This is a genomic window from Anaerococcus sp. Marseille-P9784, assembly GCF_902500265.1.
Classification (GTDB): domain Bacteria; phylum Bacillota; class Clostridia; order Tissierellales; family Peptoniphilaceae; genus Anaerococcus.
The window spans coordinates 85412-109767 of the sequence record NZ_CABVOZ010000003.1; the positions used below are offsets into that span (position 1 = coordinate 85412).

22 protein-coding genes, 1 tRNA gene and 2 other RNA genes are annotated in these 24356 nt (G+C 29.7%); 21 read left to right on the plus strand and 4 right to left on the minus strand.

All coding sequences use genetic code 11. The features are described 5' to 3' along the window. The first annotated feature begins 18 nt into the window (after window positions 1-18). The 9 genes from pyrB to GAN53_RS07040 all read left to right on the plus strand — a co-directional run bounded on the left by pyrB (window position 19) and on the right by GAN53_RS07040 (window position 8099). Window positions 19-945 carry an aspartate carbamoyltransferase gene (gene pyrB / locus GAN53_RS07000; RefSeq protein WP_151410402.1) on the plus strand — a complete coding sequence of 309 codons (927 nt, stop codon included), beginning with the start codon at window positions 19-21 and terminating at the stop codon, window positions 943-945. Next, window positions 938-1366 (plus strand): aspartate carbamoyltransferase regulatory subunit, encoded by a 429-nt coding sequence (locus tag GAN53_RS07005; RefSeq protein ID WP_099320797.1) that lies wholly within the window; start codon window positions 938-940, stop codon window positions 1364-1366. Before pyrB ends, GAN53_RS07005 begins: the two co-directional genes overlap by 8 nt. Before the next feature lies 1 nt (window position 1367). Continuing rightward, on the plus strand, window positions 1368-2558 hold the full coding sequence (locus GAN53_RS07010; protein ID WP_151410403.1) for a dihydroorotase: 1191 nt from the start codon (window positions 1368-1370) through the stop codon (window positions 2556-2558). Next, complete coding sequence (gene pyrF, locus GAN53_RS07015) at window positions 2545-3408, plus strand: orotidine-5'-phosphate decarboxylase (RefSeq protein ID WP_151410404.1); 864 nt, start codon at window positions 2545-2547, stop codon at window positions 3406-3408. The genes GAN53_RS07010 and pyrF overlap by 14 nt, the downstream gene beginning before the upstream one ends. Beyond that, window positions 3395-4120 (plus strand): dihydroorotate dehydrogenase electron transfer subunit, encoded by a 726-nt coding sequence (locus GAN53_RS07020; protein ID WP_151410405.1) that lies wholly within the window; start codon window positions 3395-3397, stop codon window positions 4118-4120. The genes pyrF and GAN53_RS07020 overlap by 14 nt, the downstream gene beginning before the upstream one ends. Then, on the plus strand, window positions 4117-5016 hold the full coding sequence (locus tag GAN53_RS07025; RefSeq protein WP_151410406.1) for a dihydroorotate dehydrogenase: 900 nt from the start codon (window positions 4117-4119) through the stop codon (window positions 5014-5016). The genes GAN53_RS07020 and GAN53_RS07025 overlap by 4 nt, the downstream gene beginning before the upstream one ends. Before the next feature lie 8 nt (window positions 5017-5024). Continuing rightward, window positions 5025-5603 carry an orotate phosphoribosyltransferase gene (gene pyrE / locus GAN53_RS07030; RefSeq protein WP_099320792.1) on the plus strand — a complete coding sequence of 193 codons (579 nt, stop codon included), beginning with the start codon at window positions 5025-5027 and terminating at the stop codon, window positions 5601-5603. Window positions 5604-5657: 54 nt separating this feature from the next. Continuing rightward, entirely contained in the window at window positions 5658-6371 is a 714-nt protein-coding gene (locus GAN53_RS07035) for a glucosaminidase domain-containing protein (protein WP_151410407.1), read from the plus strand. 72 nt (window positions 6372-6443) lie between these two features. Then, window positions 6444-8099, plus strand: a complete 1656-nt coding sequence (locus GAN53_RS07040) for a GlgB N-terminal domain-containing protein (protein WP_151410408.1) — start codon at window positions 6444-6446, stop codon at window positions 8097-8099. Between the two features lie 30 nt (window positions 8100-8129). Here GAN53_RS07040 and cbpB read toward each other — a convergent pair whose 3' ends face one another. The 3 genes from cbpB to GAN53_RS07055 form a co-directional block, all read right to left on the minus strand. After that, a complete protein-coding gene (gene cbpB, locus GAN53_RS07045; protein ID WP_151410409.1) occupies window positions 8130-8594 on the minus strand; it encodes a cyclic-di-AMP-binding protein CbpB in 465 nt (154 codons plus the stop codon). A 102-nt stretch (window positions 8595-8696) separates the two neighbouring features. Continuing rightward, window positions 8697-8963, minus strand: an RNA gene (ffs, locus tag GAN53_RS07050) — signal recognition particle sRNA large type. Beyond that, window positions 8963-9055: transfer RNA gene (locus GAN53_RS07055), tRNA-Ser, on the minus strand. The genes ffs and GAN53_RS07055 overlap by 1 nt, the downstream gene beginning before the upstream one ends. Before the next feature lie 95 nt (window positions 9056-9150). Between GAN53_RS07055 and dnaX the strand changes: the two genes are divergently transcribed. The 6 genes from dnaX to GAN53_RS07085 all read left to right on the plus strand — a co-directional run bounded on the left by dnaX (window position 9151) and on the right by GAN53_RS07085 (window position 14181). Next, entirely contained in the window at window positions 9151-10800 is a 1650-nt protein-coding gene (gene dnaX, locus GAN53_RS07060) for a DNA polymerase III subunit gamma/tau (RefSeq protein ID WP_151410410.1), read from the plus strand. A 10-nt stretch (window positions 10801-10810) separates the two neighbouring features. Next, window positions 10811-11149: a YbaB/EbfC family nucleoid-associated protein gene (locus GAN53_RS07065; RefSeq protein WP_151410411.1), complete on the plus strand. Its 339-nt coding sequence runs from the start codon at window positions 10811-10813 to the stop codon at window positions 11147-11149. Further along, window positions 11149-11754, plus strand: coding sequence for a recombination mediator RecR (gene recR / locus GAN53_RS07070; protein ID WP_151410412.1), 606 nt, complete (start codon window positions 11149-11151; stop codon window positions 11752-11754). Before GAN53_RS07065 ends, recR begins: the two co-directional genes overlap by 1 nt. Beyond that, entirely contained in the window at window positions 11747-12712 is a 966-nt protein-coding gene (locus tag GAN53_RS07075) for an ABC transporter substrate-binding protein (RefSeq protein ID WP_151410413.1), read from the plus strand. Before recR ends, GAN53_RS07075 begins: the two co-directional genes overlap by 8 nt. A gap of 72 nt (window positions 12713-12784) precedes the next feature. Continuing rightward, the gene (locus GAN53_RS07080; RefSeq protein ID WP_151409470.1) at window positions 12785-13324 is read left to right on the plus strand and encodes a helix-turn-helix domain-containing protein; all 540 of its coding nucleotides are present in this window, start codon (window positions 12785-12787) and stop codon (window positions 13322-13324) included. Then, window positions 13258-14181, plus strand: a complete 924-nt coding sequence (locus GAN53_RS07085; protein WP_151409469.1) for an IS3 family transposase — start codon at window positions 13258-13260, stop codon at window positions 14179-14181. Before GAN53_RS07080 ends, GAN53_RS07085 begins: the two co-directional genes overlap by 67 nt. 131 nt (window positions 14182-14312) lie before the next feature. Here the strand turns inward: GAN53_RS07085 and ssrA are convergent. Further along, window positions 14313-14665, minus strand: a transfer-messenger RNA (tmRNA) gene (ssrA, locus tag GAN53_RS07090). Between the two features lie 148 nt (window positions 14666-14813). On the opposite strand from ssrA, the gene GAN53_RS07095 reads away from it, so the two are divergent. From GAN53_RS07095 to GAN53_RS07120, 6 genes are read left to right on the plus strand one after another with little or no spacing between them, the layout of a single operon-like run. Continuing rightward, complete coding sequence (locus tag GAN53_RS07095) at window positions 14814-15947, plus strand: glucose-1-phosphate adenylyltransferase (protein ID WP_151410414.1); 1134 nt, start codon at window positions 14814-14816, stop codon at window positions 15945-15947. A 1-nt stretch (window position 15948) separates the two neighbouring features. Further along, window positions 15949-17073: a glucose-1-phosphate adenylyltransferase subunit GlgD gene (gene glgD, locus GAN53_RS07100; RefSeq protein ID WP_151410415.1), complete on the plus strand. Its 1125-nt coding sequence runs from the start codon at window positions 15949-15951 to the stop codon at window positions 17071-17073. Next, complete coding sequence (gene glgA, locus GAN53_RS07105; RefSeq protein ID WP_151410416.1) at window positions 17073-18503, plus strand: glycogen synthase GlgA; 1431 nt, start codon at window positions 17073-17075, stop codon at window positions 18501-18503. Before glgD ends, glgA begins: the two co-directional genes overlap by 1 nt. After that, window positions 18484-20769 (plus strand): glycogen/starch/alpha-glucan phosphorylase, encoded by a 2286-nt coding sequence (locus tag GAN53_RS07110; protein WP_151410417.1) that lies wholly within the window; start codon window positions 18484-18486, stop codon window positions 20767-20769. Before glgA ends, GAN53_RS07110 begins: the two co-directional genes overlap by 20 nt. Then, window positions 20738-22627, plus strand: a complete 1890-nt coding sequence (gene pulA / locus GAN53_RS07115; protein WP_318655664.1) for a type I pullulanase — start codon at window positions 20738-20740, stop codon at window positions 22625-22627. Before GAN53_RS07110 ends, pulA begins: the two co-directional genes overlap by 32 nt. Window position 22628: 1 nt before the next feature. Next, window positions 22629-24320, plus strand: coding sequence for a phospho-sugar mutase (locus tag GAN53_RS07120; protein ID WP_151410418.1), 1692 nt, complete (start codon window positions 22629-22631; stop codon window positions 24318-24320). Window positions 24321-24356: the final 36 nt, after the last annotated feature.

The window sequence follows — 24356 nt, forward strand, 5'->3', positions numbered from 1 at the left end:
AAACTTAAGGAGTGCTAAATGATCAACATAAAAAATTTATTAAGTTCTGAAGATTTAACCAAAGAGGATTTATATGAAATAGTTGACTTAGCAAATGAAATAGTCAAGAGTCCAGAAGATTTTTCCCATATATGTGATGGAAAAATCTTAGGGACTCTTTTTTTTGAGCCTTCAACAAGGACAAGACTTTCATTTACTGCAGCTATGGACAGATTAGGCGGAAAAGTTTTAGGCTTTTCAGAAGCTGGATCTTCTTCTACAACAAAGGGAGAAAGCTTACAAGATACAGTAAGAACTGTTAGCCAATACGCAGATATAATTGCAATGCGTCACCCTCAAGAAGGTGCAGCATATCTAGCAAGTCTTACTGCTGATTGTCCAATTATAAATGCTGGCGATGGTGGCCACCAACATCCAACTCAAACTTTGACAGATGTATTAACCATTAGCCAATACAAACACAGTTTGGAAAATCACACCATTGGTTTGGTTGGAGATTTAAAATATGGTAGAACAGTCCATTCATTAATAAAAGTTATGAATTTATTTGACAATAACAAATTTATTCTAATTTCTCCAGATGAGCTAAAGCTTCCTCAATATGTAAAAGAAGAAGTATTTGATGCCAATTCACAATACAAAGAAGTTAGAAACTTAGAAGAAGTTATACCAGAATGTGATATTCTTTATATGACAAGAATTCAAAAAGAAAGATTTTTCTCTCAAAGTCAATACACAAGACTCAAAGATTCTTATGTTTTGGATTGTGAAAAGATGAAACTTGCAAAAGATGATATGATAGTTCTACATCCACTACCAAGAGTTAATGAAATAGCAACAGAAGTGGATAAAGACCCAAGAGCAGTTTATTTTAACCAAGTAAAATTTGGTATGTATGTAAGAATGGCACTAATTATGAAATTATTGGAGGCAAACAATGCTTGAGATTACCAGTTTAAAAGATGGAATAGTAATAGATCACATAAAAGCAGGTAACGGTTTAAAAATTTTCAACCTTTTAAATTTAGAAAGTTTAGAAGATGAGGTTGCACTAATACTCGGAGCTTCTTCTTCAGCAATGGGCAAAAAAGATATAATTAAAATTGAAAATCACACAGATCTAAACTTAGATGCAGTTGCAATAATAGATCCATCTGCTACAGTAAATATTATTAAAGATGAAAAAGTTGTTGAGAAAAAATCTCTTGAACTTCCAGAAGAAATTGAAGATATATTAGTTTGCCAAAATCCAAAATGCGTTTCAACTTCTGAAAGAAGTGTGAAATCAAAATTTGAACTACTACACAATGAAGAAAAATCATATAGATGTGTTTATTGTGGACACATTTACGATGTAGAAGAATAAAATGAAAAAAGTTTTTCAAAATGCTTATTGTTTTGATGATGTCAAAATTTCAAATAAGCCTATTTATGTAAAAGATGGGATAATAGTTGATGAATTTGAAATTGACGATCAAACTGAGCTTATAGATTGTAATAATCTAGCTCTTCTTCCTTCTTTTGTAGATATGCACGTTCATTTTAGGGATCCTGGATTTACCTACAAAGAAGATTTAGAAAGCGGATCAAAAGCTGCCCTAAAGGGTGGCTTTACTTCTGTTCTTTTGATGGGTAACACCAAACCAACTGTTTCATCAGTAGAAGTTTACGAAGACATAATGAAAAGAGCAAAAGATCTTGATTTGATAGATATAAATCAAGTTTATACAATAACGAAAGATTTTGATGGAAAAACCTTGGATCATTTGGATAATTTGCCAAAATCAGTTAAATTCATTTCAGATGATGGACATGGAGTAGATGACGATTTAACCATGTATAAGGCAATGCTTAAAGCAAAAGAGCTTGGTGTAAATATGACTTTGCACGAAGAAGTTACGGGAGTTTCACCTATTGATTACGAAATTGCAGAAGATGCAATGACTCTTAGAGATTGCTATTATGCCTATAAACTTAATTGCCCTGTGCATTTTTCACATGTTTCTACTAGAGGATCAATTAAGGCTATAGAATATTTTAAAAACTTAGGAGCAAAAATAACTTGCGAAGTAACACCTCACCATCTTTATTTAGCTGATAAAAAAAGAGAAGAGGTAAAGGTAAATCCACCAATTAGAACTGAAATTGATAGATTAACTCTTATAGAAATGATAAAAAAAGGAGTTGTCGATTGCATATCTACAGACCATGCTCCTCATTCCAAAGAAGATAAAGAAAAAGGATCCCCAGGATTTTTGGGACTAGAGACAAGTTTTTCAACCGTCTATGAAGTTTTGGTAAAATCTGGAGAAATATCTTTAAATCATCTTATAAAACTAATGTCAACAAATCCAGCAAAAATTTTGGGATTAAATAAGGGAAAACTTAAAATCGGTTATGAGGCTGATTTTACTTTGATAGATTTAGATGAAGAATATACTTATAGGGAAGATGAAATTTTGTCAAAATCAAAAAATTCCCTAATGATAGGAAAAACTTTAGCTGGACGTGTAAAAAGAGTTTATAAGAAAGGAGTTTTAAAATATGAAGATAATTGATAGACTTTATGAGGAAGTTTCCCAAAAAGGCTTTGTTTGTGTGGGTCTTGATACTTCTTATGATTATATTCCAGATCAAATAAAAGAAGGCCTAAGATTAAGCCAGGCAATTTTTAATTTTAACAAAGAAATAATTGACCACACTTATGATGTTTGTGCAATTTATAAAATTCAAATTGCCTATTATGAGTCTTATGGAATTGAAGGAATGATAGCTTATAGAGATACTTTAAAATATTTAAGAGAAAAAAATCTCCTATCTATTGCGGATGTCAAAAGATCTGATATAGCAGCCTCAGCAAGCCAATATGCCAAAGCTCACTTTGAGGGAGATTTCGAAGCTGATTTTATAACTTTAAATCCTTATATGGGCATGGATTCAATTTCTCCATATTTGCCTTATATTGAAAGTGGAGAAAAAGGAGTTTTTGTCTTACTTAGAACTTCAAATCCTGGTGCAAATGATTTTGAAACACTTATGACTAATGATGAAGAATTATTTTTTGCCATAGGCGATAAAATGAAAGAATTAAATGAAAACTATTTAGGAAAATCTGGTTTTGGACCGATAGGACTTGTTGTTGGAGCAACCCATACTAAAGAAGTTGAAAAAATTAGACAAAGATATCCTAATCAATTTTTCTTAATTCCAGGTTTTGGAGCTCAAGGAGCTGATAGTTTAAACGTCTTTAAACTTTTGAAAAATAAAAATGGTGGAGTTGTAAATAATTCCAGAAAAGTTCTAAAAGCCTATATGGATTATGAAGATGGCAAAGATAATATAGGAAAATACGCAAGAGAAGCAGCTATAAAAACCAGAGAGGTAATCTTGGCTAATGAAAACTTATAAAATCGGACCTATAATAGTAAATACAAAAATTTCAACTGACATTTATAAAATGCTTGTCGATGTAAATTTAGATGCTAAGCCTGGTCAATTTTTCATGTTTAGAACTGAAGATTTTAGAAATGAACCCTTATTATCCCGACCTTTTGGAGTTTGTGATGATGAAGATGGCAAACTAACACTCCTATATCAAGTTGTAGGAGAGGGAACTGAAATAATGTCTGGCCTTAAAGAAGGTCATAAGGTAAAAATTTTAGGACCTTTGGGGAATGGCTTCGATTTAAGTGATTCTAAGGATAAAAAAATCGCCATAGTAGCTGGTGGAATTGGCATAGCTCCCTTATTATATTTAGCAAAAATTTTAGAAACTAAGGCTGATTTTTTTGCAGGATTTACCTACGATCCTTATTTTGTAGATGAATTTAAGCCTTATGTAAAATCCGTATCTTATACATCATATAAAAATGATGGTAAATTAGTCACAGATCTTTTTGATCCAAATGATTACGATATAATTTATGCTTGTGGACCAAATCCAATGCTAAAAGCTATCCATGAAAAAAACCAAAAAGCAAAAATTCAAGTTTCCATGGAAGCTCATATGGCTTGCGGAATCGGTGCTTGCCTTGGATGTACTGTAGAAAATGCAAGTCATGATTTTATAAGAGTTTGTAAGGATGGCCCTGTATTTGATTCAAAGGAGGTTTTCGGATGAATTTATCAGTAGAAATTGCTGGAGTTCATTTTAAAAATCCAGTTATAGCAGCAAGTGGTACATTTGGTTTTGGTAGAGAATTTGCAGAATATATAGATTTATCAAAAATTGGTGGAATTTGTTCAAAAGGCCTTACTTTAAATAAAAATTTAGGCAATAAAGGTATTAGAATTTATGAAACACCAGCAGGAATAATGAACTCCATTGGACTTCAAAATCCCGGTATTGATTATTTTGTAAAAGAAGAGTTAGCTTTTTTGTTAAAACAAGATACTGTTACAATTGCAAATCTTGGGGGTCATAGCGTTAGCGATTATGTCAAAGGAGCTAGTATTTTAGATAAGACTGAAGTCCCTATGATAGAATTGAATATTTCTTGCCCGAATGTAAAAGAAGGTGGTATGGCTTTTGGTACTGATCCTATTAAAGCAAGTGAAGTTATAAGAAAAGTAAGAAAAGCAACCAAAAAACCATTAATGGTAAAACTATCTCCAAATGTTGGTTCGATAGGAGAATTTGCAAAAATTGCTGAAGATGAGGGTTGCGATGCAATTTCTTTAGTAAATACCTTTAATGCCCTAGCAATTGATATTAGAAAAAAAGCTCCGATTTTTGCCAATAAAACTGCTGGACTTTCAGGTCCTGCAATAAAACCAATAGCTTTAAGAATGGTTTATGAAGCAGCTAATGCTGTCGATATTCCAGTTGTTGGCATGGGTGGAATAATGAATTATAAAGATGCCCTTGAATTTATTATGGCAGGAGCAGTAGCAATAGAAGTTGGAACGGCTAATTTTATTGATTATAATACCATGATAGATATTGCTAATGGAATAGAAAAATATATGGAAGAAGAAAACATAAGTAATTTAAGTGAAATTACGAAAATAATATAGGAGAAAAAATGGATAAAACATTAGAATTGTTAAAAAAATCAAACGCCTTACTTGAAGGTCATTTCTTATTGTCATCAGGCAAACATTCAGACAGATATATTCAATGTGCAAAATTAATTGCTCATCCAGAATACTGTGAAGAAGTTGCAAAAATTATAGCAGAAAAAATTAAAGAAAAATCTATAAAAGTAGATCTTTGTGTTGGACCTGCTATGGGTGGAATTATAATAGCTTATGAAGTAGCAAGAGCACTTGGAGTACCAGCAATTTTTACTGAAAGAGTTGACAATATTATGACACTTCGCCGTGGTTTTGAAATAGAAGAAGGGGCAAATGTTATAATTGTTGAAGATGTAATTACTACAGGCAAATCTTCATTTGAAACAGTCGATGTAATCAAAAATCTTGGCGGAAATGTTTTGGCACTAACATCAATAGTAAATAGATCAAAAAAAGACGAAATAAATGGACTTCCAATAATTTCAGCAACAAAACTTGATATAAATACTTGGGATGCTGATGATTTGCCAGATAGTTTAAAAGACACACAAGCTATCAAACCTGGCTCAAGAAAAATGAACAAATAGCTTGCTAATATAGCCTTACAAGTATATAATCTATAAAAAAAGTAAGGTTATTATATGAAAAGAAAAAAGAAAAATTTTAAAATAATAAGCTTAGGATTTTTAATAATCTTAATGCTTATTTTTATTACTACAAGATTAGCCTATGCCAGTAAAGAAGAAAAAAAGAAAAATCTTATGGCTGGATTAAATCAAATAAATTATCAAACTAGTCTTCTAAAAGAAGAAAGAGCTTTAGTTTTTAACAAATTAAAAAAGGATCTTGATGACTTTAAAAATAAAAAATCAGCTGAAATTGATCAAAGCAATAGCTTTTATCTGCTAAATGAAACAGAATTTACAGCCGATGAATTAGAATCTGCCATAGAAGATACAGGTCTTAGGGGTCTTGGTAAAGATTTTAAAAAAGCTGAAGAAACTTATGGAGTAAATGCTATTCTTTTAATGGCAATGGCAAAACATGAAACTGGCAATGGAACAAGCCAATTATTTGTAAACAAAAATAATCTTTTTGGCTTTAACGCCTATGATGACGATCCGTATAACAAAGCAAGTAATTATGAGTCTCCTGCTGATTCTATTAACACAGTAGCAAAACACTTAAAAGAAAATTATCTAAATCCAAAAGGAATTTACTACAAAGGAGTTTCCACAGAAGCCATGGGCAAATCCTACGCAACAGATCCTGATTGGTCAAAAAAAGTAAATTGGATGATGTCTGAAGTAGCTGAAACTATGATAAATAAATTTGAAGAAAGTACAAGCAATTAGCTTGTATTTTTTGTGATTAAATGGAATTTTGCAAGATTAATTTAAAAGAATATAATGTTTTTGAGGTGAATTATGGATACAAGAGAGTATTTACAAGGCTTATCTAGTGATGGTTATAAATTTTTTGGCTCTCACAAAAAAGATAAGGGTTACATATTTAGAATTCTTGCTCCAAATGCAAAAGAAGTTCATATAATTGGTGATTTCAACGATTGGCAAGAATCAAAACTTAGATCTTATTCAACTGGAGTTTTTTCTATTAATATAAAAAACGCCAAAGTTAAGGATAGATATCAATATATAATAACGGATAAAAATGGTCAAAAATTTAAAAAAATTGATCCTTTTTCAAGAAAAATTCTAATTAATGAAAATTCTTCAGTGGTAACTGATGATTCTTATAAATTTAATAATAAAAAAACAAAAATTAGTCCAACTAATATTTATCAAGTCCATCTAGGCTCATTATTTAAGGACGATAGCAAGGACAAAAATCAAATTCTTGATGATTTGTTAGAACATGTAATTGCTAATAACTTTACTTATATTAAGTTTTTGCCAGTTACAGAATATAAAAATTACAAATCTTATGGCTTTAATAGCATAGGTCTTTTTGCTTTTACTAATCGTTATGGAGAAAGTAAGGATTTTAAGAAATTTATTGACAATTGCCATAAAAATAAAATTGAAATAATTTTAGATTTAGATTTTAGCCAATTTGATCCAGATTCTTATTACTTGAATGATTTTGACGGTACAAGGCTTTATAATTACGATTACGATGATATAAATTACACTTATCATAATACAATAAATTTTGACCCAGAGAAAAATTTGACTAAATCCTATTTAAAATCCTGTCTAAGTTTTTGGATAAATGAATTTAATGTAGATGGGATTGAACTTTCTAATATCGATTCTATGATTTATTGGCAGGGAGATTTTTCAAGGGGAGTAAATGATAAATTTATGGACCTAATAAGAGAATTGATTGATCTTATCCATGCAAATAAATCTCTAGCTCTTGCAAGTTTTAATGGAATTTATGATTTTGATTTAGGATTTGACTATGTTTATGATTATTCCCTAAGACCTCTTATAAGAATCAATCAAAAACAGCCGTTTGAAAGAAATTATTATAAAAAAGATGTTGGAAAAATTATAAATTCTAATAATTCAAATAGAATATTAGGTTTTTCATATATAGATAGTTTCTTAGATGAGGCAAGTCTTGCTATGAAAATGTACGGAAGCGAAAAATCAAAGCAGATGAAGACAATTTTTACATTATTTTATAGCTTAAATTCTTCTAAGATGCTTTTTATGGGAGATGAGATTTTATCAAATCAAACATTTTCAGTTTATGAAAATATAGATATGCATACATTGGATAAAAACCAAGGTACTTTTAATAAATTCTATAAAGATCTATCAAAAATTTATTTGAATTATAAGGCCTTAAATGATGAAAAGTCAAAAACTACAATTCTTGATATAGAAGGTTATAGCCTTTATGCTTTTGTCAGAGAATTTGAAGATGAAAAATTGTTGGTAATTATAAACCTTACAGATATCGATTACAGCATAAAAAGTCCTTACAAAATTAAAGAATTGATAAATAGTGAAGATATTTCATATGAAGGTTCTGGAAATATAAATGGAAATATAGAAAAAAACGAAAAAATTTACCTTAGTCCCTACGGATCAGCAATATTTAAGATTTTATAGAAAAATAAAACTCCAAGTAAAATCTTGGAGTTATTTTTCTTTGAGTTCGTATATATTTTCTAAATTGTGGGCAATGTGAGTAAATCTTTCCATTACAACTTTTCTAGGAATTATTCCAACGAAATATCCATTTTTATGAGTTATACAAATGAAGTTATTGTTGATTAATAGTCTTAAAACTTCTTCAAGATTATAATTATCAAAAAGAATAGGAACGATTTGATTCATTACTTCAGAAACTTTTATTTGTGATAAACTATCTTCGTCAAAAATTGATAGCTCATGGGGGTTGGTTACAATATTTGAAATAGAAATAAGACCTCTTACGCGATTTTCATTATCAAGAACTGGTATAGTTTGATATCCAGAAGACGATAAAACAAGGATTGCATGGACGAGATTATCTTCTTCATGTACTATAGCAACATCGCTTGCGGGGATCATAAGATTTTCAGTGGGTTCATTGAACATTTTTTCAATTTTTTTGCCTATCATTATTTGCTCCTTTGTATATATTATAAATCAAATAAAAATAAAATTAAAGATAAAAAAAGTCTTGTGAAATATTTATAAGTACTCCACAAGACTTTTATATGTAAGCACACCTAGCTTCGAGGCAAATTCCACATACAGTTTCTAGTAATTTTAGCTCATGATAGGTGACCTTACGGCACACAGAAAGAATTGCTTAATGCTGCTACGTTCCCGTCCTGACATGATTCACAAGTTTCTATTGCGTAAGACCCATCAATCAACACCAAAACTAAAAGGCTTATATTGAAATTTACACCTTAGACTAGGAATTAAACCCTGCTGTAGCGGATTGCAGGTTACAAGGCACCGCTAGTTCCCCGTCTAGTGCATGGCGGAGAGCATGGGATTTGAACCCATGATACACTTTATATATGTATACACGATTTCCAATCGTGCTCCTTCAACCACTCGGACAGCTCTCCATGCAATTAACATATTAAATTATACCATTTATTAAAAATCTTGCAAAAGCTATTGAGTATTTATGGTATAATAAATAATATTAGGAAGGGAAAATATGGCAAAAGCTTTATACAGAGAATACAGACCCAAAACTTTTGATAAAGTCTTAGGACAAGATAGAGTTGTCAATGTCTTAAAAAATCAAGTTAAATTAAATAAAATAAGTCATGCATATTTGTTTGCTGGAGAACGTGGTACTGGTAAAACTTCTTGTGCAAAAATTTTTGCCAAGGCTATCAATTGCCTAAATCCTGTTGATGGCTCTCCTTGTGGTAAATGCGAAAATTGTTTGGCTATTGAAGAAGAAACAACAATTGATGTTGTTGAGATGGATGCTGCTAGTAATAGGCGTATTGATGATATTAGAAATCTTAAAGATAATGTAATATATCCACCCAATAATCTAAAATACAAGGTTTATATTATAGATGAGGCTCATATGATAACAAGAGAGGCTTTTAATGCCTTATTAAAAATCATGGAAGAACCTCCAAGTCATTTGGTATTTATATTAGCTACAACTGAGATTGAAAAAATTCCACAAACGATTTTATCAAGACTTCAAAGATTTGAGTTTAATAAAATTGGCAGAAAAGAAATTTATCAACAAATCAATCAGATATTAATAGATAAAAATATTAGTATGAATGATGATGCCATAAATTTGATAATAAAAAAATCAAATGGTGCTATGCGCGATGCCTTATCACTTTTGGATCAGGTTTTATCTTTAGAAGCGGATAATTATTCATTAAAAGATGTCGAATCGCTTATTGGCGTGGTTGATTTTTATGATATAGATAAATTGATAGAAGCAATAATAAAAAAAGACAGTTTCAAATCTCTTGATACACTTTTTTTCATTAGAGATAAAAATAAAACTAATAGGGAAATAATAAGCTCATTAATATCATATTTTGATGATATTTTAATCTATAAAATGACTAATAATGATTCTTTTTTTAAGGATGAAGAAAGACTATCCTTTATCAAGAAAAGATCAGAAGAAATTAACGATTTAGAAGTTAGCGATTATTTGGATGTGCTTATCGATTATGAAAATAAACTAAAATTAGCTGAAAATACAGATGTATTGACAGAAGTTTGTTTGCTAAGGCTTGTTAAATTAAAAAATATGGAGAATTTTGAATCAAGAATTAGAGCAATCGAAGCAAATTCAGCTAATGATATTGAAGAAATTGTAAATAATTTGATAGATCAAAAGCTTAATAATTATAATTTTTCAAAATCTATGACAGCTATTGCAAATGCCAAAGAATCAAAGTCAAATTTACAAAAACCTATTATTGAAATTGATAAAACAAAAACAGAAGTAAAAAAAGAATTTCCAAAGCTAAATATTGATAGACTAGACCCCAAAAAAGAAAAAGAAATCCAAAAAATGATAATCAATACAGCTGGGGGATTTTTGACAACATTATTTAATAATGAGGGTTTTAATTATAAAATAAAAGAAAATGAATTTATAATGCTTTGTAATGATGATTATTATAAGATTTTTATAGAAACAAAAATAGACGATATAGAAAAAAATTTAATGTCTATCTTAGGGAGAGCTTACAAGTTTTCTCTTGATAGAATAGAAAATTTAGATAATAATAATACTATAGAAGAAAGTAAAGAAAATAATGACCACTCTGATAAACTTAGAGAAGTTTTTGGAGATGAATTAATTATAGAATAGGAGAATAATTATGGCAAGAGGCGGATTCCGTGGTGGTTCACCAAATATGAACAATATGATGAAACAAGTTAAAAAAATGCAAGAAGAGATGCAAAAAGCTCAACTTGAAATAGAGGAAACAGAATTTGAATCAACATCAGGCGGTGGAGTTGTATCTGCAAAGGTTAACGGCAAAAAAGAACTAGTTGCTATTAAAATTGATCCTGATGTAATAGATCCAGAAGAAAGTGATATGCTTGAAGATTTAATAATAGCTGCAATAAACGATGCTATGAAAAAAGCTGACGAATTTAGCGGTCAAAAAATGGATAAATTAACAGGTGGAATAAATATACCTGGACTTATGTAATGGCTATATATCCAGAAAGTTTATCAAATTTAATAGAACAATTCCAAAAATTACCTACTATAGGCAAAAAATCTGCCCAAAGACTTGCAATGAGTATAGTTTTTCGCGATGAAAAAAGCGTAAAAGAATTTGCTGATGCTCTAATTGATGTTAAAGAAAAGATAAAATATTGTGAAAATTGTGGAAATATCACAGAAGATAATCTTTGCGATATCTGTAAGGACATAACAAGAAATGAAGATTGTTTGTGTGTAGTTGAAGATATTAACGACCTAATTGCTATTGAAAAATCTGCAGCCTTTCATGGGAAATACCATGTATTAGGTGGCTTAATATCTCCATCAGATGGAATTGGTCCAGAAGAATTAAACATAGATAAACTCTTAAAAAGAATCACAGATGAAAATATAAAAGAGATAATTCTTGCAATTTCTTCGACCATAGAAGGGGAAACAACAAGTATATTTTTATCAAATCTACTAGCTGAAAAAAATGTTAGACTATCAAAAATCGCCCAAGGAATACCAGTTGGTTCCAATCTTGAGTATTTTGATCAACTAACTTTAGAAAGAGCAATCGAGGATAGGAGAGAAGTTAATGATTAAATTTAAGAAAATCACTCTCATAATAATGTTTCTCTTAATATTTGTTGCTTGCAAAAAAGAGAATACAGAAACAGAAGATGTTGATGTTACTATTAATGTTGAAAAGCCAAAAGAAAAGGAAACTGAATACAATATCACAGCCATGACTTTTGGAGGTGATTTATTAATAGATAATATCGAAAAAAGTGATGATTATAAAATAAATACCGATAAGGTCAATAATTATAGTAGTATTGAGCAAGGAAAATTTGACATAGGGATTATACCAGCTTATTTGGGACCATATTTTAATAATAAAACAAATCAAGCCTTTGAAATAGCTGCTATCACACAAACGGGTGAACTATATATGCTTAGTGATACTGAAATTAAAGAACAAGAAGACTTAAAAGGCAAAAATGTATTTATTCCAGATCCAATTGGAAATATATCAAAAGTAATAGATAAGAAAATTGGGCTATTTAACTTATTTTTGCGATTAAAAATAGAATATTATCAAGATATAAATGAAATTGTCAAAAAAATCAACTCATCAAATAATTTTGTATCATTATTAGTTGAACCTTATTATAGTAAAGCAAAAAATAATAATTTATACAAAACCAATTTAAATACCTTTCTACCAATAGGAAAAGGAGAATTTTTAAGAGATATAATAATAGTAAACAAAGATTATCTAGTAAATAATAAAGAAAACTTTGATAAATTCTTAGACTTATGCAAAAACTCAATCGAAAAGATCAATCAAAATCCAGAAATAAGCGATAACTTATGTGAAAAATACAAAATGTCCAAAGAAGAGTTAAACAATGCTATTGATAATATGGACTTTAGCTACATAGATAAAGATACAATGAAGGGTACTTACCAAATATTTTTAGAAAGATTAAAACAAATCGATGAATCATTACTTGGAGAAATAAAACCAAGTGATAGCTTATATTATCTTAACAAATAAAATAATAATTTAAAAAGCAGGGCAAGTTGAGCCGAACCCCAAAATCCGGAATACGGATGGAGGGGTTTTTTCATGCCAAAATATACAAAAGAATTTAAAATTAGATTAGTGCTAGAATACTTATCAGGTGAAACAGGTGGGCGACCTGCAATAGCAAACAAATATTACATACCTGATAGCACTCTAGAAAATTGGATTAACAAATATAACTCAGGAGGCTTTGATAACTTATCTAAAAAGCTAAACAATAATAAATACACTAGTGAATTTAAACTATCTGTAATACAATATAGGCAAATCAATAATCTATCATACAGAGAAACCGCAGAACATTTTGATATCAGCAATGGCTCAGTAATATTTAACTGGGAGAAAGCATATCAACAACGTGGTTTATCTGGGCTAGAAGATAATAGAGGAAGGCCTAATAAAGATATGTCTAAAGCAGATAAGAAATCTAAGAATCAAAAACCAATAGTAGAGACTGAAAGAGAAGAACTAATCAGACTTAGAGAAGAAAATAGACTTCTAAAAATGCAAATACTATTCGAAAAAAAGTTTCAAGCCTTGCTACTGGAAGAAGAAGCAGAAGCAAGGAAAAAACAAAGATAATACTAAGTCTTCTAGAAGAACACCCTGGTACAAAGATAAGTGAATGGATAACAGTAGCAAAACTTCCTAAATCATCATACTATGAGCGGAAGAGCAAATTAGAAAATCCAATAGACAAAGACAAAGAAATCAAAGAAGAAATCAAGTTAATAGTTAAAGCCAGCAAAGGAAGATATGGATACAGGAGAGTAAATACCGCCCTAAGAAACAAGGGTCTAATAGTAAACCATAAAAGAGTTCTAAGAATCATGAAACAAGAAGGACTCCTATGCACTAAATTTAAAACTAGATCAAGAAAATACTCATCCTACAAGGGACAGGTAGGCAAAGTAGCTCCTAATGTTGTAAATCGTAATTTTAAAGCCAGCAGACCAAATCAACTATGGCTAACAGATGTAACAGAATTTAGAATCAAGGGACGTGAAGAAAGACTATACCTATCACCAATACTAGATGTTTACAACAGTGAGATAATTAGCTATACACTAAGCCATCACCCAACTATTAAACTGACCAACTCAATGTTAGACAAAGCAATAAAAGGTATTAGTACTAAAGACAACTTAGTAATACACTCAGACCAGGGATTCCATTACCAACATAGCTCATGGTCTAGCAAGCTAAGAAAACTAAACATACGACAAAGTATGTCAAGAAAAGGGAATTGTCTAGACAATTCACCAATGGAAAACTTCTTTGGTCTACTCAAACAAGAAATGTACTACGGTGTAGAATTTAAGAATTATGAACAATTAAGAAAAGAAATAGAATCATACATCAAATGGTACAATGAAGACAGGATAAAGGCAAAATTAAACGGAATGTCCCCTGTTGATTACAGATTACATTCCGCTTAAAATATTATTAAGTTATTCCGTGTTTATGGGTGCAGCTCAAGTCCCTGTTTTTATTTTGCTTAAATTTTCAAGTATCATTTTAGTATCAGTAAATAGACACAAACTTTGAAATATATGAACTTAAAGGCATTTGGTGGAGATGATGGGAGTTGAACCCATGTCCGTGGAAGCTTCCTTTTTAATATCTACAAGTTTAGTAAGTTTAGAAATTTCGCATAAGAATCATTAAACTTACAAATAATTTTTATGCTAGCTTCATCATAGAACTTTTAGTTCAAAGCTTTACTAAAAGTTTTGTCGCTAAATTATGAAACAAATTATAAACTTGCGACGAGTTTATAATTCATTGCTACCAATTCTTAGGCAGCTAGTGCGAAGTTTGCTTCGCTATTATTGTTTGCGTTTATATTTATTAGCTGATTTACGATCAGTAAACGACTTGCAATTAAAAATTTTTCGACCACGTCGAAACCTTGGCATCCCCTAGTGTTCTTGATTATACTTTCTAAATTGGATATTGTCAAAAATGATAAAATTTTGTAAAATATAAGTTAAGAAAAGGTTTTTATGCACTTAATATTTATTATTGGGTATTAATACATTAAGAAGTTTTTTTATTAACAGGAGGACTTATGAGAAATTCAAACAAAACAGCTGCCATGCTTTTAGCTGGTGGTCAAGGTTCTAGACTTAAAGCTTTAACAAAAGATATGGCTAAGCCTGTTGTTCCTTTTGGAGGAAAATACAGAATTATAGACTTTGCTTTGAGTAATTCAACTAACTCAGAGATAAAAGACATAGGAGTTCTGACTCAATATAAACCACAATTACTAAATAGACACTTAGGTATTGGTTCAGCTTGGGATTATGATAGAAACCACGGTGGTCTTAGGATTCTTTCACCTTATTATACAGAAGAAGGTGGTAAGTGGTTTGAGGGAACTGCCAGTGCTATTTTTGAAAATATTAATTACCTAGACCAAGTTAATCCTGAATACGTTTTAATTCTATCTGGAGATCATATCTACAAGATGGATTATAGAGAATTATTAGATGTACATAAGTCAAAGGGTGCTAGTGCAACAATTGCTGTTATGGAAGTTGAATGGGAAGAAGCTAGTAGATTTGGAATTATGAATACTGACGAAGAGGGTAGAATTACAGAATTTGAAGAAAAACCAGCAAATCCTAAGTCAAATCTTGCTTCAATGGGAATTTATGTATTTAATTGGAAAGTTTTAAGGAAAGCTTTAATTGAAGATGATAAGGATAAAAATTCTACAAATGACTTTGGCCATGATATTATCCCAAAAATGTTAGCTAGCGGCGATCCACTTTATGTTTATAAATTTGATGGATACTGGAAAGATGTTGGAACTGTAAGAAGCTATTGGCAGGCAAATTTAGATTTAATTGATCCAAACAATGAATTGGATATTTACGATGAGGATTGGAAAATATATACAACAAGCCTTAATTTGCCTCCACATAGAATCGGCCCAAAAGGCGAACTTAAAGATGCACTAGTAAATGAAGCGTGTGTAATCGATGGAAAAGTTGATAATTCAGTTCTATTTTCTAATGTCAAAGTAGATGAGGGTGCAGAAGTTTATAATTCAGTACTTTTAAATGGATCTCATATTAAAGAAGGGGTAAAAATTTACAATTGTGTAGTCGCAGAAGATATTGAAATAGATGAAAATATAGGTTGTGAAAACTCTAATAGCGTCTATTTGGTTAGTAATGAAGGTATAGAGGAGGAATAGGATGGATAGTGTATTAGCTTTAGTTTATAGTTCTGAATTCAATCCAGCTAATTATGGTGAATTATGCAAGGTTAGACCAGATTATATGTTACCTTTTGGGGGAAGATATAGAATTATTGATTTCACCTTATCAAATCTTACCAATTATGACATTACAAATGTAATATTATTTGCTGGCAAAAAGATGAGGTCAACCCTTGACCATATTGGAAATGGCAAAAGTTGGGAATTAAATAGAAGACGCGGAGGACTAACAATAAATCCACCAAATTATGATATAAAAGATCCATCTGAAGTAAGTAAATATTATGATTCTTTGCCTGCTTATGAGCAAAGTAACGCAGAGTATGTTTTTATTACAAATCCTATGTATATTACTAAGGTGGATATTGGTGATGCAAAAGAAAGAATGAAATCAAACGATACAGATGTTTTGATATTTACTCAAAAAACTAGAGATGACTATGGATTTTTATTAAATAGAAGGATTATCAATTCTGATGATAATAATAAGCCATTAAATGCTGGAATCAACCTTGGGTTAAGTGATGAATTTGACTTGTTTGCTGGTTCTATTCTAATAAAAAGAGAAGTGTTTATAAAAGTTTTAAGATATGCTGTAGAAATGAATAATATTGATTCTTTGCTTTCAGCTATATTTAAATATCCATCAAATTTAAGTAAAGATTTTTATAGAATTGACAAGCAATTACAAATTATAATGGATACTTATTCATTTTTTGATGCCAATATAAAATTGTTGGATAGAGAATATTTTGATAATATGTTCTACAAAGACGGTTTAGTTTATACAAAATCCAAAGATGAACCATCAACTTCTTATACAAAAGACTCTTTAGCCAAAAATTCTTTAGTTGCTAATGGTTCAATTATTGAAGGAGAGGTTGAAAACTCAATAATCTTTAGAGGTGTAAATATCAAAAAGAATGCAGTTGTTAAAAACTCAATAATTTTCCAAGATAGCGTAATTGGTGAAGATGCAATTTTAAACTTTACTATATGTGAAAAAGGAACAGAAATTGGAAATAATATGAAATTATTTGGCAATAGATCACATCCTTTTGTCAGTAATAAAAATGAAAAATTAAACAATAGGAGTTACTAATGAAAGTTCTTTATCTTACTAGTGAGGCGGTACCCTTTATAAAAACTGGTGGTCTTGCTGATGTTGCAGGATCCTTGCCTAAAGAGCTTAAAAATCTTGGCGTTGATATAAGAGTTGTTCTTCCAATGTATGAAACAATTGACGAAAAATACAAATCAATGATGGAAAAAGTAACTGAATTTTATGTAGATCTTGATTGGAAACATCAGTATACTGGAATTTATCAATTGGATTTTGATGGAGTAACATACTATTTTATTGATAATAAAGAGTATTTTTCAAGATCCTATCCTTATGGATTTGGTGATGATGCTGAAAGATTTATTTACTTTTCTAAGGCTTGTACTCTTTTGCCAAAAGAGATCAATTTTAAACCAGATATAATTCATTCTAATGATTGGCATACTGCTATGGTAAATGTTTTTGTCAATGATTTTAGACATGGTGATTCTTATTATGATGATATAAGGACATTATTTACTATTCATAATCTTAAATATCAAGGTGTTTTTGACCCTGATGTGATGAGACTTGCAGGTCTTGATGGTGGATATTTTAATGAAAATGACCTAAAATATTACGATGCAATAAACTTTATGAAAGGTGGTATAATCCATGCCACCGCTGTAAATACTGTGTCAGAAAATTATGCTAGAGAAATTCATTATCCTTTTTATGGTGAAGGTTTAGATGGAGTAATTAGACAATACGATTATAAGCTTTCTGGAATTGTAAATGGAATTGATTACAAACAATGGAATCCAAAAACTGATAAGCTTATAGATTATAATTACGATATAAAAACTATAAAAAACAAAAGTAAGAATAAATTAGCCTTACAAAAACTATATGATCTTCCTCAAAGGGAAGATGTTCCTATGATTGGTCTTGTATCAAGACTAAATGAAATGAAGGGAATGGACCTTGTTAGGTATATATTAGATGAACTCTTATCTGAAGATATACAATTTGTAGTTTTAGGTACGGGAGAATATACTTACGAGGAAATGTTTAAATATTTCGCTTGGAAATATCCAGAAAAAATGGCTGCAAGAATATATTTTAATTCCAAAGAAAGCAATAAAATATATGCAGCAAGTGATTTTTATCTAATGCCTTCTATTTCTGAGCCTTGCGGAATAAGTCAACTAATAGCTATGAGATATGGTTCACTTCCTATAGTGCGTGAAGCAGGTGGACTAAAAGATACTGTTGTTCCTTACAATGAATACACTGGTGAGGGAACTGGTTATTCTTTTTCAAATATTAATGCTCACGAGTTATTGTTTGCAATAAAAAATGCCATAAGTATCTACAAAGACAATCCTAAGGCTCATCAGCAATTGGTTAAAAATGCAATGAATATAGATTTAGATTGGCAAATTTCTGCAGAAAAATACTTGGATTTGTATGAAAAAACAAAAGCTTAATATAAGTAAAGATTTAATCATAGAAAGAATACAAAATTATTTGTATTCTTTTTATGCTAAGGATCTTTCTTTTGCAAGAGAAAAAGAAGTATATGATTCCTTGTGCAGATTTGTGATGGAAATTGTCGGTAAAACTTGGGTAGCAAGCAAAAAAATAAAAGAAGGCTATGAAGTTTATATTTTAAGTTTCGAGTATTTGCCAGGAGGATTTTTAAAAAATATATCCGCTAAACTAGAAATTGAAGATCAAATAAAAGCTGCCATAAATGAAATTGGTTTTGATTATGATCATATTTTGAAATTTGATAAAGATCTTGCTCTTGGTATTGGAGATATGGGTATGGGAAGCTCTTATTTGATAAATGCACTCACAAATGCAAAAATAAAGGCAACTGCTTATGCTCTAAGATATGAGTCAGGAGATTTTAAACAATCAATCGAAAATGGAGTGCAATTAGCTAAGTCTGATTCATGGCTTAAAGATGGATCCAATTTCGAACATCAGAAATCTTTTACAAATATTATAGATATTTATGACAAAAAAGATAAAGTGACGACCTATGATATGCCCATAGTTTCAGATGATGGAAGTTTTGTGAACACTTTAAGATTATTTAAGTCTGATCCAATTTCCGATGTAGATCTTAAAGATTTTACCAAGGGCGATTTAATAAAGGCTTATGAAAATTATATAAACAGCTCTTCTCTCACCAAATTTTTGTATGTGGATGATTCTACCTATGATGGAAAAATTTTAAGATTAAAGCAAGAATACTTTTTTGCAGCGGCATCAATGAGAGATTTTGTAAGAAGATATATCTTATATTACAAAGATATTCGAAATATAAACAAACAAACTAATGTAGTAATAAATGATATCCATCCAAGCTTAGCTTTAGTTGAATTTATCCGAATACTAAAAAGCCAATATGATTTTTCTATTAAGGAAGCTATAGCATACACAAGAGAAATATTTTATCATTTGGTTTTTTCTATTACTGATGATTCTTTAGAAAAATATCCTGTGGATGAAATTAGAAAAATGAATCAAGACTTATTTAATACTATAGTTGAAATTCAAGCAGAATTAGTTAAAGAAGAAAACTATCTACCATTAATCGAAGATTCTTTTGTAATCTTTAAAAATATTAATAAATCATTATCAAAAGAATACATTTTCCTTTCAAAAACTCTTTACGAGGATAGAAAAGCAAACGATAATACAAGATATATTAATATGGGAACTGATACTTTTACTTATGGCAAAAGTGCCAATCCCAAACTTTATAATTTATTAAGAGATAATGGGATAAATGATATAAATACAGATAGAGATAAGCTAAATTCTCTAATAAATAACAAAAGATTTTCTGCTGATCTTGAAGAAATTAAATTTGAAAATAAAGAAAAGCTTATAAAGAAATTGGAAAAAGAAAAAGATATCAATCCATATTCAATATTTGATATGCAACTATCAATTATGCATGAGGGCAAAAGGCAAATATTAAACGCCTTAGCCATAGCTTATGAATTTTTCTATTTAAGAGATAATTCCAATACTTATTATATACCTAAGACTTATATTTTTTCTGGCAAAGCCAATGAGGGATATTATGTGGCCAAAGAAGCTATAAAACTAATAATGGCACTAAAAAAACTTGTTGAATCAGATAAAATAATTAGGGAAAAAATAAAAATAATTTTTGTAGAAAACTTAAATGTAAGTCTACAAAAATTTCTCTACCCAGCTTGCGATATATACTCAAATTTAACTAACCCATTATTAGATAATATGAATTTCGATATCCTTAATACTTCAATAAATATGTCTAATATACTTTCCACAAGAGGTGGAATTGTAAATAATTTAGAAGAAGAAAATTCATTTTATCTATTAGCTGATAGTTTCAAAAATTATAAAAACATGAAAGAAAATAAGTCTTATAGAGCCTATGATCTATTAAACAATAATGAAATAGTAAGCTATACAACAAGGAATTTAATCAATGAATCCTATCAAAATTTCCCTTACAATTTCAAGGCTCTTTTAGATGAAATATTATTATATAATGACTCATTTAATATTCTATTGAATCTTTCGGAGTTGATAAAATTGCGTAAAGAAATTTCATTTGATTTTTTAGATAGAGAAAAATGGACGGGAAACGAAATAAAGAATTTGATATGGTCTAGTGAATTTAACATAGATGATGTTTTGCAAAGGAAAAAAAGTTTTGTTAACGAAAATAGAAAAAATAAAATATGAAGATATAAAAGATATAGATCTTGGGGCAATTTATGAAAAATCGAAAACAGTATTTAGAGTTTTTGCTCCAGATCCTAAAAAAATTGAATTAAAAATAGGAAAAAATTTCAATAACCCAAGAAATAAAAAAATTTCTATGAAAAAAAATAATTTGGGGATTTTTGAAGTAACTTTAAAGGGTGACTTTCATGGATATTTTTATTCATATATTATTGATGATGTCTATGAAATCACAGATCCTTATTCCTACGCATCATCCATAAATAGTATGTACTCTATCGTTTGTGATTTGAGAAAAACTGACCCTGTAGGTTTTAGAAATTCAGAAGTTCCCAAGATTAAAATTGACGATGCTATAATCTATGAATTGAATGTAAAAAATTATACTGCTGATAAATCAAGTAATGTTAAAAATGCAGGAAAATATCTAGGTCTATGTGAAAAAAATAGAAAATATCACGGTTTTTCTACAGGAATTGACAATATAATTGATTTAGGTATTACTCATGTCCAATTGCTGCCGATTTTTGACTTCTTTAGTGTAGATGAAGCCTCTGATAAGTTTTTTGATGATAATAACTATAATTGGGGTTACGATCCAGAATTATATTTTGTACCAGAAGGTTCATATTCTACAAATCCCAAAGATCCCTTAAATAGAATTTATGAATTAAAAAAGATGATAGAAAGTTTTCATCAAAATAACATCGCTGTTGTTATGGATGTTGTTTTTAACCATACTTTTAAATCGTATGATTCAAATCTTTATAGCTTATGTAAATATTATTACAGATTAAATGAAGATGAAACTTTTTCAAATGGATCTGGAGTTGGTAATGAGCTTGCAAGTGAGAGATCCTTCGTAAGAAAATTAATAATCGATTGCCTAAAATTTTGGGTCAGTGAATATAAAATAGATGGCTTTCGCTTTGATTTGATGGGTCTAATTGATATAGACACAATGAAAATTGCTGTAAAAGAGCTAAGAAAAATAAATCCAAATATAATAATTTATGGCGAGCCTTGGTTTGCTTTATCTACAACTTTAGCTTATGAAAAGCAAAGTCTAAAGGGATCGCAAAAATCACAAGGTTTTGGAGTTTTTAATGACATATTTAGAGATGCAATCAAAGGAGATACAGAATCATTTGCCATAGGCTATATTCAAGGAGATTTTAAGCTTAAAGGACTTCTCCAAGAGGGAATAGCTGGATCATTATCAAATGATAGCTTAGTAGGCTTCACAGATCAGGCAAATGAATCGATTAATTATTTAAATTGTCACGATAATTTGATTTTGTATGATAAGTTGCAAATTTCCTTATCAAATCTTGATAAAATTGACGATTATGTCAAACTTAGTATGGGAATAATATTGCTTTCTTATGGAATTCCTTTTTTATATGAGGGTAATGAATTTAATCATTCTAAAAAAAATGACAGAAATTCCTATAATTCGCCTTTATTTGTAAATGCAATAAATTGGGCAGACAAAGAAATTAATTATGGAATTTTCACCTATACGAAAGATCTAATTGCTTTAAGAAAAAGTCTTGGTGTATTTTCCAATACAAGTAGAGAAAATATAAAGAAAAATTTGGAATTTATGCAAACAGAAAGTGATTCAACAATAATTTATAAAATTACTGAGCAAAAAAGCACAATTCTAATAATTATAAATTCTAAAGACCAGATAGAAAATATTAAAAAAGTAGACTTGGAAAAATTCCTTGGCAAAAATATTGATAATATTGAAAATATTTTTTCTAAAGAGGGTAAAAATACTTATAAGATAGAAATTAAGGATGCTTTAACAATTGATGAATTATCAGTAAACGTCTATAAAATTGGAGGTTAATATGGATTACAGGAAAAATTTTGAGAGCTGGTATAACAACGAAAAATTTGATGAAGAAACAAAAAGAGAATTAGAAAAAATTAAAGATGACGATAAGGAAATTAAAGATAGGTTTTATAGCTCCTTAGAATTTGGAACAGCAGGCTTGCGTGGTAAACTTGGAGCAGGAACTAATAGAATGAACGAATATATGGTTGCACAAGCTACCCAAGGTTTTGCAGATACTATTTCTGAAAATGGAGAAGAAGCAAAAAAAGCAGGTGTTGCAATTGCCTATGATGTTCGTCACAAATCAAAAGAATTCGCAAAAATAACTGCAGAAGTATTTGCTGCAAATGGTATTAAGGTTTATATTCACAAAGATATAGAGCCAACACCAGTTTTATCCTATACAGTTAGACATCTAAAAACTTCCGCTGGAGTTATGGTAACTGCAAGTCATAATCCAAGAGAATACAATGGCTATAAAGCTTACAATTCAGAAGGAAGTCAAATATTAGATGAAACTGCAAATAAAATCTTAAATCATATATCAGAGCATCAAGACTTTTTTGCAATTCCAAGAATTGATTTCGAAGAGGGATTAAAAGAAGGGATTATTGAATATGTAGATGATCAATTATTAGAAGATTATGTAAAAGAAGTTTTGGCTTGTACAATAAATGATGATATAGATAAGGATATTAAAATTGTCTACACACCACTTAACGGCTGTGGCAACAAACTTGTAAGAAGAATATTAGATGAACGTGGATTCAAAAATATTTACATCGTTAAGGAACAAGAAAATCCTGATCCTGATTTTACAACAGTTGGATATCCAAATCCAGAAATGCCAGCAGCATTTGAATATTCAGAAAAATTAGGCAAAGAAGTTGGCGCAGACTTATTACTTGCAACAGATCCAGATTCCGATAGATGTGCTGTAGAAATTAAAGATGATAATGGAGAATATATATTCTTATCTGGAAATAAAATTGGATCTTTATTAACTAATTATATACTAGAAGCTTTAGAAAAAAACAATGAACTTCCAGAAAATGGTGCAGTAGTTAAATCATTAGTTTCAACAGATTTGGTAAAACCTATTGCTGCAAAATACAATGTAAAAACTTATGATGTTCTAACAGGTTTTAAAAATATTTATGAAGTTGCTAATAAATTAGAAAAAGACAATTCAGGTAAATTTATCTTTGGTTTTGAAGAATCTATTGGCTACAACTATAAAGACTTTGTAAGAGATAAAGATGCAGTAAACTCTGCTATGATGATTGCTGAAATGGCAGGATATTACAAAAAAATGAGCAAAAGCATGCTTGATGTTCTTGATGAAATCTATAAAGAACATGGATTTTATGCAAATGATGTAATTTCTATAACCTTAACTGGAATAGATGGACAAGAACGTATAGGTCGTATTATGGAAAGCGTTCGTCAAAATCCAATAAAAGATTTAGCAGGACTTAAAACAGACCATATAATTGATTACAAAAATGACGATACAGGTTTGGCAAAATCAAACGTATTAAAATATTATTTTGAAGATAATTCATGGCTTGCTTTAAGACCATCAGGTACTGAACCAAAAATTAAAGTTTATGTAAATTCTGTCGATAAAGATGAAAAGTCATCAACGAAGAAAAAAGATCTATTGATAAAAGAAATGAATGACATCATCGACTCTATTGAATAGAGCATATTTAGACCTTTAAAATTAATAAGAGTAAAC